The sequence below is a fragment of the Burkholderia sp. Bp8992 genome, from assembly GCF_003853705.1.
GTDB lineage: Bacteria > Pseudomonadota > Gammaproteobacteria > Burkholderiales > Burkholderiaceae > Burkholderia.
The window spans coordinates 75,250-87,083 of record NZ_QTQI01000031.1; the positions used below are offsets into that span (position 1 = coordinate 75,250).

Annotated in this window: 9 protein-coding genes, 1 rRNA gene and 1 riboswitch; of the genes, 5 read left to right on the forward strand and 5 right to left on the reverse strand. The window is 64.9% G+C overall.

The genetic code is table 11. From position 1 onward, the window contains the following. The first annotated feature begins 7 nt into the window (after nucleotides 1-7). Nucleotides 8-1,333, forward strand: coding sequence for an MFS transporter (locus tag DIE03_RS32580; protein WP_124456275.1), 1,326 nt, complete (start codon nucleotides 8-10; stop codon nucleotides 1,331-1,333). Nucleotides 1,334-1,431: 98 nt separating this feature from the next. Here DIE03_RS32580 and metE read toward each other — a convergent pair whose 3' ends face one another. Continuing rightward, entirely contained in the window at nucleotides 1,432-3,726 is a 2,295-nt protein-coding gene (gene metE, locus DIE03_RS32585; protein WP_124456276.1) for a 5-methyltetrahydropteroyltriglutamate--homocysteine S-methyltransferase, read from the reverse strand. Between the two features lie 127 nt (nucleotides 3,727-3,853). Here metE and DIE03_RS32590 point away from each other — a divergent pair, with 127 nt between their 5' ends. Next, nucleotides 3,854-4,762, forward strand: coding sequence for a LysR family transcriptional regulator (locus DIE03_RS32590; RefSeq protein WP_124456277.1), 909 nt, complete (start codon nucleotides 3,854-3,856; stop codon nucleotides 4,760-4,762). 27 nt (nucleotides 4,763-4,789) lie between these two features. Here DIE03_RS32590 and DIE03_RS32595 read toward each other — a convergent pair whose 3' ends face one another. Both DIE03_RS32595 and DIE03_RS32600 read right to left on the reverse strand, forming a co-directional pair. After that, a complete protein-coding gene (locus tag DIE03_RS32595; protein WP_124456278.1) occupies nucleotides 4,790-5,512 on the reverse strand; it encodes a CbtA family protein in 723 nt (240 codons plus the stop codon). 13 nt (nucleotides 5,513-5,525) lie between these two features. Continuing rightward, nucleotides 5,526-5,735, reverse strand: a complete 210-nt coding sequence (locus DIE03_RS32600; RefSeq protein ID WP_006488502.1) for a CbtB-domain containing protein — start codon at nucleotides 5,733-5,735, stop codon at nucleotides 5,526-5,528. A gap of 32 nt (nucleotides 5,736-5,767) precedes the next feature. Further along, nucleotides 5,768-5,911, reverse strand: a riboswitch (cobalamin riboswitch). Nucleotides 5,912-5,957: 46 nt separating this feature from the next. Between DIE03_RS32600 and DIE03_RS32605 the strand changes: the two genes are divergently transcribed. The 3 genes from DIE03_RS32605 (at nucleotide 5,958) to DIE03_RS32615 (ending at nucleotide 9,321) form a co-directional block, all read left to right on the forward strand. Beyond that, complete coding sequence (locus DIE03_RS32605) at nucleotides 5,958-6,530, forward strand: histidine phosphatase family protein (protein ID WP_124456279.1); 573 nt, start codon at nucleotides 5,958-5,960, stop codon at nucleotides 6,528-6,530. A 175-nt stretch (nucleotides 6,531-6,705) separates the two neighbouring features. After that, complete coding sequence (locus tag DIE03_RS32610; protein WP_124456280.1) at nucleotides 6,706-8,298, forward strand: inorganic phosphate transporter; 1,593 nt, start codon at nucleotides 6,706-6,708, stop codon at nucleotides 8,296-8,298. A 279-nt stretch (nucleotides 8,299-8,577) separates the two neighbouring features. Continuing rightward, the gene (locus DIE03_RS32615; RefSeq protein WP_124456281.1) at nucleotides 8,578-9,321 is read left to right on the forward strand and encodes a 2OG-Fe(II) oxygenase; all 744 of its coding nucleotides are present in this window, start codon (nucleotides 8,578-8,580) and stop codon (nucleotides 9,319-9,321) included. 225 nt (nucleotides 9,322-9,546) lie between these two features. Here the strand turns inward: DIE03_RS32615 and DIE03_RS32620 are convergent, their stop codons facing one another. Together DIE03_RS32620 and rrf are read right to left on the reverse strand one after the other, a co-directional pair. After that, the gene (locus tag DIE03_RS32620) at nucleotides 9,547-10,971 is read right to left on the reverse strand and encodes a DHA2 family efflux MFS transporter permease subunit (RefSeq protein WP_124456282.1); all 1,425 of its coding nucleotides are present in this window, start codon (nucleotides 10,969-10,971) and stop codon (nucleotides 9,547-9,549) included. A 552-nt stretch (nucleotides 10,972-11,523) separates the two neighbouring features. Continuing rightward, nucleotides 11,524-11,636: ribosomal RNA gene (gene rrf, locus DIE03_RS32625) — 5S ribosomal RNA — on the reverse strand. Between the last annotated feature and the right edge of the window lie 198 nt (nucleotides 11,637-11,834).

Below are 11,834 nucleotides of genomic sequence, written 5' to 3' on the forward strand. Positions count from 1 at the left end.
CATCAAGATGGGGACTTCCGTCAAGCAACCGAAGCGGGCGGCGCTCGCGTCGTTCGTCGGCACCACGATCGAGTGGTACGACTTCTATAGCTACGCGACCGCCGCCGCCATCGTGTTCGGGCCGCTGTTCTTTCCCGGCGAAAACCGCTTCATCAGCCTGCTCGCGTCGTTCGGCTCGTTCGCGGTCGGCTTCTTCGCGCGGCCGCTCGGCGGCGTGATGTTCGGCTATCTCGGCGACCGCTTCGGCCGCAAGCGCTCGCTGCTCGCGACGCTGATGCTGATGGCCGTGTCGACCGTCGCGATCGGCCTGCTGCCGACCCATGCGCAAGCCGGCGTGATCGCACCGATCCTGCTCGTGCTGATGCGCGTGCTGCAAGGCATCGCCGTCGGCGGCGAATGGGGCGGCGCGGTACTGCTCGCCGGCGAACATGCACCCGAAGGCAAGCGCACGTTCTTCGCGTCGTTCGCGCAGCTCGGCAGCGCGAGCGGCCTGATCCTGTCGATGCTCGCGTTCGGCGCGATCAGCACGCTGTCGAAGGACGACATGATGAGCTGGGGCTGGCGCGTGCCGTTCCTCGCCAGTTCCGTACTGCTGATCGTCGGCTTCGTGATCCGTGCGAGCGTGTCCGAATCGCCCGAGTTCGAGGAAGTCAAGAAGAGCGGCAACATCGCGCAACAGCCGCTGCGCGAAGCGCTCAAGGTCTGGCCGCTGCTGCTGCTCGCGATCGGCGCGAACGTGTACGGCATCGCCGGCGTGTATTTCAGCAACATCTTCATGATCAGCTATGCGACGCAGTTCCTGTCGCTCGACCGGTCGATGGTGCTGCATTGCATGACGATCGTCGCGGTGCTGCAGTTCGTCGTGCAGCTCGCGGCCGCGTTCCTCGCGCAGCGCTTCGGCACCACGCGCGTGCTGCTGATCACCGGCGCATGGGCCGCGATCGTCCCGTTCCTGATGCTGCCGCTCGTGCACATGGGCACGCCGGTGTCGATCACGGCCGGCGTCGGCCTCGCGACGCTCGCGGAATCGGGTTACTACTCGGTCGTGGCGGGCTTCGTGAGCGGCATCTTCGTCGCGCGGATCCGCTATACGGCGATCTCGATCGCGTACCAGGTGTGCGGCGCGCTTGCCGGCGGCCTCACGCCGCTGGTGGCGACCATCATCGCGCAGAACACCGCGCCGCAATGGTGGCCGCTCGCGATCCAGTACACGAGCGCGGCCGTGCTGTCGTCGCTGTGCGTGTGGCTGATCTCGCGCCGCGTCAGCATCGACGATGCCGGTGCGCCGCGCAAGCAGGACGACGTGCTGCCGCGCGCCGCACGCACCGCGTGACGCAAGCGCCCGCATGACGCAAAACGACCCGCTTCCGCGGGTCGTTTTCTTTGCCGTCCGGTCACCGGTCGCGACGGCGCCGCACAGCGCTCGCTGCGTTACTGCACCTGGTTGCGCAATGTCTTCGCGGCAGCAACCATGTTCGTCAGCGCCGGAATCACTTCCGCCCACTGGCGCGTCTTCAGGCCGCAATCCGGGTTCACCCACAGGCGTTCCGCCGGAATCCGTTCGGCCGCCTTCTTCATCAGGCCGACGATGTGATCCTGCGTCGGGATGTTCGGCGAATGGATGTCGTACACGCCCGGCCCGATTTCGTTCGGATACTTGAATTCGTCGAATGCGTCGAGCAGCTCCATGTCCGAGCGCGACGTCTCGATCGTGATCACGTCCGCATCCATGTCGGCGATCGACGCGATGATGTCGTTGAACTCCGAATAGCACATGTGCGTGTGGATCTGCGTATCGTCCTGCACGCCGTTCGCGGTGATGCGGAACGACTCGACCGCCCACTTCAGATACTCGCCCCACTGCGCACGGCGCAGCGGCAACCCTTCGCGCAGCGCGGCCTCGTCGATCTGGATCACGCGTACGCCGGCCTTCTCGAGATCGAGCACTTCCGCACGGATCGCGAGCGCGAGCTGGTAGCACGACACCGAGCGCGGCTGGTCGTCGCGCACGAACGACCAGTTCAGGATCGTCACGGGGCCCGTCAGCATGCCCTTCATCGGCTTGTTCGTCAGCGACTGCGCGTACGTGATCCATTCGACCGTCATCGCCTTCGGGCGGCTGATGTCGCCGAACAGGATCGGCGGCTTCACGCAGCGCGAACCGTACGACTGCACCCAGCCGAACTGGCTGAATGCGTAGCCGTCGAGCTGCTCGCCGAAGTATTCGACCATGTCGTTGCGCTCGGCTTCGCCGTGCACGAGCACGTCGAGTTCGAGCGATTCCTGTTCGCGGACGCTGCGCTCGATCTCGGCCTGCATCGCCGCGCGGTAGCCGGCTTCGTCCAGCGCGCCGGCCTTGAACTGGCTGCGCGCCTGGCGGATTTCGGCGGTCTGCGGGAACGAGCCGATCGTCGTCGTCGGGAAAGCCGGCAGGTTCAGTCGCGCCGACTGCCTCGACGCACGCTGCGGATACGGGCTCACGCGGTTGCCGAGCTGCGCGTCGATGCGCGCGATCGCGGCCTTCACCGCCGGGTTGTTCACGCGCGGCGAGCGGCGGCGCGAATCGATCGCGGCGGCGTTCGCGGCAAGTGCATCGGCCACCTTGTCGCGGCCTTCGTTCAGCGCGGTCGCGAGCACCTTCAGCTCATCGAGCTTCTGCAGCGCGAACGCGAGCCACGAGCGGATTTCCGCATCGAGCTTCTCCTCGCTCGCGAGATCGACCGGCACGTGCAGCAGCGAGCACGACGGCGCGAGCCACAGCCGGTCGCCCAGTTGCTTCGCGAGCGGCTCGAGCCAGTCGAGCGTCGCGCTCAGGTCCGTCTTCCAGATGTTGCGGCCGTTGATCGCGCCCACCGACAGCACGCGCTCGACCGGCAGCTCGCGCACCAGCGCGTCGATTTCGTCGCGTGCGTTGATCGCGTCGACATGCAGGCCGTCGACCGGCAGCGACGCCGCGAGCGTCAGGTTGTCCTGAAGCTGGCCGAAATACGTGGCGAGCAGCAGCTTGATGCGGCGTGTTTCCAGCGCCGCGTATGCGGTGCGGAAGGCCTGGCGCCATTCAGCGTCGAGCTCGGTGACGAGGATCGGTTCGTCGATCTGCACCCATTCGACGCCCTGCGCGGTCAGCGTATCGAGCAGCGCGCCGTACACGGGCAGCAGCTTCGGCAGCAGCGCGAGGCGATCGGAATCGTCCTTCGCCTTGCCGAGCCACAGGTACGTGACGGGGCCGAGGATCACGGGCTTCGCGTTCACGCCCTGCGCGTTTGCCTCGGCCAGTTGCTGCAGCAGGCGCGACGGGTCGAGCGAGAAGTTCGTGTCCGCGTGGAACTCCGGCACGATGTAGTGGTAGTTCGTGTCGAACCACTTCGTCATTTCACCGGCCGCGACACCGCCGCAGCATGCCGCGTGTTCTTCCGCCGACTGCGCCGACCGGCCGCGCGCGACGCGGAAATAGTTGTCGAGCGCGTCGCCATGGAAACCCTGCACGCGCTTCGGCAGGTTGCCGAGCGTGAAGCTCATGTCGAGCACCTGGTCGTAGAACGCGAAATCGCCGATCGGCGTGAGATCGAGGTCGCGCTGGTCGTGCCAGTGGCGCTGTCGCAACTCGGCGCCGAGCGCCTTCAGATCGTCACGCGACGACTCGCCCTTCCAGTAGCGTTCGAGACCGAACTTGAGTTCGCGCTTCGCGCCGATGCGCGGAAAACCGAGGTTGTGTGTCGTCACCATGAGCTGCCGTCCAGAGAAGAATTGAAGATCCGGCAGCCATCATAGGGATTTCAAACCATGAAATAAAATGGCATTATTTCATTCATCCATTAAAACTGTTCATGTATTCGTTGCGCGAGCGAAATCCATGCTGGAACGATTCCATCTCGTCGTCATTCGTGAAGTCGAGCGCCAGGGCTCGCTGACCGCGGCCGCCCATGCGCTGCACCTCACGCAATCGGCGCTCAGCCATACCGTCCGGAAAATCGAGCAGCAGCTCGGCACGCCGATCTGGGACCGCGAAGGCCGCGGCCTGCGGCTCACGCAGGGCGGGCAATATCTGCTGAAGCTGGCGAACCGGCTGCTGCCGCAGTTCGAACTCGCCGAAGAGCGGATGAAGCAGTACGCGAAGGGCGAGCGCGGCACGCTGCGCATCGGGATGGAGTGCCACCCGTGCTACCAGTGGCTGCTGAAGGTCGTGTCGCCCTACCTGTCGCGCTGGCCCGACGTCGACGTGGACGTGAAGCAGCGCTTCCAGTTCGGCGGCATCGGCGCGCTGTTCGGCTATGACATCGACGTGCTCGTCACGCCCGATCCGCTGAACAAGCCGGGGCTGCGCTTCGATCCCGTGTTCGACTACGAGCAGGTCCTCGTGGTCGCCGACTCGCACCGGTTCGCGAACGCCGACTACGTGACCCCCGAGCAACTGACCGACGAGATCCTGATCACGTACCCGGTCGAGACCGACCGGCTCGACATCTACAACCAGTTCCTGACGCCGGCCGGCATCGTGCCGAAGCGGCACAAGTCGATCGAGACGACCGACATCATGTTGCAGATGGTGGCAAGCGAACGCGGCGTGGCCGCGCTGCCGAGATGGCTGGCCGACGAGTATGCAGACCGGATGGCGGTCGTGCCGGTCAAGCTCGGCAAGAAGGGGATCACGAAGCAGATCTTCCTCGGCATCCGCGAAGCAGACGCATCGATCGACTATCTGGCCGCGTTCGTCGCGCTGGCGCGCGAATCGACGGGGAGTGCGCCGCGCATGCTGCGCTAGGCGCGCCCCGCTCTGCTGCGCTGCGCGTCAGGCGGCGCGCAGGCCGATGCGCTCGCTGCGCTCGACCCAGGCGCCGAACAACAGGCCGATCGTCGTCCACATGATCACCTGCATGCCGATCGCCGCGACGCGGAACTTCCACAGCACGGCCGCCGGGAAATCGGCCGGCAACTCGCTGACCGACGGCAGCCCGACCTGCACGGCCGCGATGATCGCGACGAACACGAGCCCTGCGACGATCGACGCGTTCCACTGGCCGAGCTTCGCCAGCAAATGGCGGCGCACGCTGACCGAGAACACCATCGTCGCGACCGAGATCGCGATCATCAGGAAGAACAGGCCCGTGCGGTAGCCGATCGTGTCGGGATCGCCGACCGACGGCGGATTGGCCGGGTACTTGAGGTTCGGCACGATCACGAGCGCGATGAACGCCGCCAGCGCGAGCCACGCGGCCAGCGGCCGTGCGGGAAGGCGGCTGCCTCGCCCGTAGGCGAACGCGAAGACCAGCGAGAACAGCCCGCCGAATGCCGCGCCGTAGGTCACGACACCCGTCAGCAGCCCGAGGCCCGCCTGCGTGTGGCGGCTGACCAGTTCGGGCTCCGGTGCCTCGCCATTGGCGGCGGTGGTTTTTTCTTCGAAGGAGATCGCCTGATCGACTTGCGGTTCGCCGACGATTCTGGCGAAACCGAACGTGAGGAGGCCTGCGGCGATGCCTGCGAGCATCCCGCGCATGAGCAGCTTTCCGACCATCACGACCTCCGCGTCAGTGGCAGGGAAAGCCGAGCAGATGGCGGCCGTCGTGGACGAACTCGTGGACGTACATGCCCGGCACGAGCGACGTCGCGCCCTGTTCCGCGCCGACGAAATAAAGCGCGAGCAACAGGATCAGGCCGACGAACACGGCCCACGGCAACAGTTCGCGGACGGGGATGGGTGCCGGCACGACCGCCGGCTTCAGCACTGCTTCGCTCATGGATGCACCTCAGGGGATTCGCGCCCCGACAAATGTTGAATGGGTACGAAGGCAGGTCTGGCTTCCGGGATCATCGATTCCCCGGTTACAGTGGCGCGACCGCGCCGGAATTGCACCGGCTTCCGCGTTTCGTATCGGGCGAATTGTACGCGCGAACGTTCGCGTATTGAAGTGATCGCACGGTGGCGATTGCGTCCCGCTCCGGATTCCCCGAAAACCGCCATGACCCTGCATGCCTCGCTGCACCTGATCGCACACGCATCGACCCGGGCGATGCGCACCGGCACGTTTCCCGACGACGATCCGCTCGATGCCCGCGGGCTCGCCGAAGCCGCTGCACTGCGCGACCGGTGGGCAGGCGTTAATGGCTCGCTCGTGCTGTGCAGCCCTGCCTGTTGCGCGCGGCAGACCGCCGAAGCACTCGGGCTACATGCCGAAGTTAACGACGCGCTGCGCGACATCGACTACGGCAACTGGCGTGGCCGGCGCTTGCACGACCTCGCACGCGACTTGCCGGACGAGCTGGATGCGTGGATCGGCGACCCGTCAGCGTCGCCGCACGGCGGCGAATCGTTCGACGCCGCCATGCGCCGCGTCGGCATCTGGTTGAACACGCTGCAGCGTGACCGCGACATCGTCGCGGTCACGCATGCGACGATCGTTCGCGCGGCTGTCGCGCATGCGTTGCGGATGGATTCGAAGACAGCGACCCGCCTCGACATCGCGCCGCTGTCCTGCACGACGCTCGTCGCATCACCGCACGGGTGGACGTTGAGCACGGACGACAACGCGTAGGCCCGTATTGCGCTCACTATGTGGACGACGATGCGGGCCGGTACCTCGCGTTGCACATGCATGCCTTCAATTTCCTTACGCATCGGCAAGGTACACCGTTCGTGGTCCCGACTGTCATCAAACTGACTGCTGGCCGCAGATAGGATCGGACGCGGTTCCCTTACGAGATGCCGTCATGAATCAACCTGCTTCGTCCGCACCGAACAATTCGGGCTCCGTCGAACGCACCAGGCAGGTCGGCTATGCCGTCTTCCTGCTGGTGCTCGCGCTCGGCGCGATCTATATCGCCACGCACCTGATCGACGATCTGTCGCCGGTCCGCGAAGGGAAGCTGTTCCCTTACCTGCTGCTCGGCGCCGCGCTGCTGATCGCGCTCGGCTTCGAATTCGTCAACGGCTTCCACGACACCGCGAACGCGGTCGCCACCGTGATCTATACGCACTCGCTGACGCCGAACGTCGCGGTGATCTGGTCCGGCATGTGGAACTTCCTCGGCGTGATGGTCTCGAGCGGCGCCGTCGCGTTCGGCATCCTGCAACTGCTGCCGGTCGAGCTGATCCTGCAGGTCGGCAGCGGCTCGGGCTTCGCGATGGTATTCGCGCTGCTGATCGCCGCGATCGTCTGGAACCTCGCGACCTGGTATTTCGGGTTGCCGTCGTCGAGCTCGCATACGCTGATCGGGTCGATCATCGGCGTCGGGCTGATGAACCAGCTGATGCACGGGCCGTCCGGCACGAGCGGCGTCGACTGGGGCCAGGCGCTCGGCGTCGGCAAGTCGCTGCTGTTCTCGCCGATCGTCGGCTTCCTGTGCGCGGCACTGCTGCTGCTCGTGCTGAAGACGCTTGTGCGGATTCCCGAGCTGTACAAGGAACCGCCGAAGGATCAGCCGCCGCCGTTCTGGATTCGCTGCCTGCTGATCCTGACCTGCACGGGCGTTTCGTTTGCGCACGGCTCGAACGACGGGCAGAAAGGGATGGGCCTCATCATGCTGATCCTGATCGGCACGGTGCCGACCGCGTATGCGTTGAACAAGGCCGTCACGCCGGCCGAATCGCAGACCTTCGTGGCCGTCGCGAACCAGGCGGCCGCGACGTTCGGCAAGTACACGAACGGCGTCGCGCCGTCCACGAACCCGCGCGCCGACGTCGAACACTACGTGCAGCGTCGTGAACTGACGCCTGCCGTGCTGCCGGCCGTGCAGCAGCTGTCGACATCGCTCGCGACGGCAGTCGGCGCGTCGGGGTCGATGGCCGCCGTGCCGCAGCGCGACGTCGACAACGTGCGCAACACGATGTATCTGGTATCCGAAGCAATCCGCCTGATCGAGAAGTCGGGCCAGCCCGCGTTCGCCGCCGACGACAAGCTCGCAATCGACAACTATCGCAAGCAGCTCGACCACGCGACCAAGTTCATTCCGACGTGGGTGAAGGTTGCCGTCGCGATCGCGCTGGGCCTCGGCACGATGGTCGGCTGGAAGCGGATCGTCGTGACCGTCGGCGAGAAAATCGGCAAGCAGCATCTGACCTACGGACAGGGCGCATCGGCCGAACTCGTCGCGATGCTGACGATCGGCGCCGCCGACGTGTACGGGCTGCCGGTGTCGACGACCCACGTGCTGTCGTCGGGTGTCGCGGGCACGATGGCGGCGAACGGGTCGGGGCTGCAATGGGGTACGGTGCGCAGCCTCGTGCTCGCGTGGGTGCTGACGCTGCCGGCGTCGATCGTGCTTGCCGGCGCGCTCTACTGGTTGTTCCGGTCGATGGCTTGATTCGCGTTGCGACGGGTGGCCGGTGTGCGCCGGCTGCCTGTCGTGGAAGATTCGCCGCTCCGCTTCTCCGCCTTTCCGCACTGATACGTCGCAGCCTTCGATGTATCGTGCGCGCCGCATGCCCTCCTCCCCCTTCCGAATTGAAGCGCAAGATCTGGAGCGCATCTGTGCTCGAACGTCGCTAGACTGGGGGCATCATTTTTTGTGGCTGCAACCGTGCATGCGACGCTTCCGAGCATTCCGCGCGGCGCCACATCGCTGACGAACCGAGGGACGCCCGTGAACATCGCCGATCTGCAACCTGCCATCGAATCTCCCGACATCGCGCAACGCGTCGACACCATCGACTGGCGGACCGTCGGTGCCGAGCTCGATCGTTATGGGTGCGCGCATGTGCCGGGCCTGATTTCGCCGGACGAATGCGATACGCTTGCGTCGCTCTATCCGTTGGATGCACTCTATCGTTCACGCGTCGTGATGGCGCGGCACGGATTCGGCCGCGGCGAATACAAATACTTCGCGTACCCGCTGCCTGCGGCCATCGCCGAGCTACGCGCGACGATCTATCCGCATCTCGCACCCGTCGCGAATCGCTGGAACCAGGCACTCGGAATCGACGTCCGTTATCCGAACGACCACGCGACCTTCCTCGATCGCTGCCACGCGGCGGGACAAACGCGACCGACGCCGCTGATCCTGCAATACGGTCCCGACGACTACAACTGCCTCCATCAGGATCTCTACGGCGAACACGTGTTTCCGCTGCAGGTCGCGATCCTGCTGTCGGCGCCGGGCCGCGATTTCACGGGCGGGGAATTCGTGTTGACGGAGCAGCGGCCACGCATGCAATCACGTACCGAAGTGGTGCCGTTGATGCAGGGCGACGCGGTGATCTTCGCCGTGCACGGCAGACCCGTGCAGGGAACGCGCGGCGTCTATCGCGTCAACCTGCGCCACGGCGTGAGCCGAATTCGCAGCGGCCATCGCCACACGGTCGGCATCATCTTTCATGACGCGCAGTGACAACAGTCGGGATGAGCTTGGTGTCGTCTCGGCATTCGTGGCTCGGATGATTTCAGGGTCGCGCCAGGCGCACCGCGCGGTCTGCTCACGCTACTGCAGCCGCGACGAATGAGCGATTGCGCTGACCGTCGGGCCATCACACCCGCACCGGATCGACGTTTCAGGTGAGCAGCGGAAAACAGCCTCGCTCACCTGTCGTGGTGCAGATTCGATTAGCCGTTCGGCCTACCCTCGCGCCATAGTCGCCCGCAGCCGATCGCCTGCATCGGAGGCCAGCCGTGCATAGCCCGGCAACGTCAGCAGCGCGAGCACACCTGCCGCGACGAATGCCCAGCGGAAATCGTCGAGCACGTAATGCATGCCGGCCGCATCGCCGCGCACCAGCGCCGCGAGCCGCAGCGACAACGCACCGAACGCGATCCCCATCCCGATCGTCATCTGCTGCGCGGCGCTCCACAGCGTGCTGGCCGCGCTCGTCTGATGCGCCGGGATATCCGCATAGGCGAGGGTCGCGAGCGTCGTGAACTGCATCGACCGCGTCAGTCCGTAGACGAATACGACGAGCAGCGTGATCGCCAGCGGCGTCGACGCGGTCAGCCAGCCGCACGCGATCGTGAAGAAGCCGACGATCGTCACGTCGACGAGTGCAACGCGCCGGAAGCCATATCGGTCGAGAATCCACGACGTTCCAGCTTTCATCCCCAGATTGCCGAGCGCGCTCGCGAGCAGCAGCAGGCCCGACTGGAACGGCGACAGCCCGAAGCCGATCTGGAACAGCAGCGGCAGCAGGTAGGGCACGGCGTTGATCGCCATTCGCGTGACCGAACCGGTGATCACGGTCACCGAGAACGTCGGCACCTTCAGCGTCGTGAAATCGAGCAGCGGATGTACGCAGCGTCGTGCATGCAGCCACGCGGCCGCACCGAACAGCACGCTCGCCCCCACCAGGACGCCCGCGCGCGTGAAATCGACATCCTGTTGCCCGGCCGCTTCGGTGCCGATCAGCAGGCAAGTCAGCGCACCACCGGCCAGCACGAATCCAACCCAGTCGAGCGGCCGTTGCTCGTCAGCCCGCGTGTTCCGGACGATCAGCCAGGTACAGACGAGCGCGGCAATACCGAACGGGACGTTCAGCAGGAAGATCCAGCGCCATGACGCGTAGGTCGTGATGAAGCCGCCGATCGGCGGCCCGACGACAGGCGCGACGATGCCCGGCCACGTGATCGTCGCGATCGCACGCATCAGCTTGGCCTTCTCGGTGCTCCGCACGACGATCATCCGTCCGACCGGCACCATCATCGCCCCACCGACGCCCTGCAGCAGCCGCGCAGCCGTGAACGTCACGACACCGTCGGACAGCCCGCACAGCACCGATGCCCCGGTGAACACGACGATCGCACTTGCGAATACCGTGCGCGATCCATAGCGATCCGCGATCCAGCCGCTGATCGGGATGAACACCGCCAACGCCAGCATATAGGCCGTCATGCCGAGGCTCAGCGCATTCGGACCGACACCGAACGAGCGCGCCATTTGCGGCAACGCAGTCGCGATCACGGTCGTGTCGAGGTACTCCATGAAGAACGTTGCGGCGACGAGATACGGCAAGAAGTCGGTCGTCCGACTACCTTGGGCAGGGCTGTCAGTCATGAACGATGCGGGAGAAGGAATGCAGAAGACACCGATCGCCGGCAGATGCAGGCAGATGCCGCGAATCGGGACGAATGCCGATATTACCCCGAAGGGCCTGCTCGCCGCTCTGCAGCACATATCGAGCAAACGGACTTTATGCGCATAGATTTTTATGGAGATTTCTGGCGCGTTCGCCGGAGGCACGCACGATCAGGTCGACCTGGTGCGTCGAAAATCAGGTGGATGGCGCGGTGAATTTTTCGGTAAAAATCGGCATTTGTCGACCATCGTCCACGAACGTCGGCCATCACCGGCCAACAAGACATCGCCGCTGGATTTGCCGACATCGGCCGGACACCGACTGAAGATGGATGGCGTAGTCCGTAGAAGAACGTGCCGAGAATTTCTTGGGTGCCTGACGACCGATCGCTCGAGGCCGCGAAGATCCTGATTCGAGGTCATCGACGCTTCAGCTCGAGCCGCATTGCGCCTGGCCGACAGCCTGCGCGCATTTCCGGCGCTGAAATGCAAAAACCCCCGCCTTTCGGGCGGGGGTTTCTGGCTTAGGGAGCCTGACGATTACCTACTTTCACACGGGAATCCGCACTATCATCGGCGTAGAGTCGTTTCACAGTCCTGTTCGGGATGGGAAGGGGTGGGACCGACTCGCTATGGTCATCAGGCAAAGAGGGTTGTTGTGCTGGCTTCGCAGCGCAACCAATCTTGGAAGAAGCAGTAATTTTGAGTTGTGTGTATCACACACGAGAATCCAACCAGTCCTGGCTCACATCGCTGGAGCCGAAACAGACTTGTTATAGGATCAAGCCTTACGGGCAATTAGTATCAGTTAGCTGAACGCATTACTGCGCTTACACACCTGA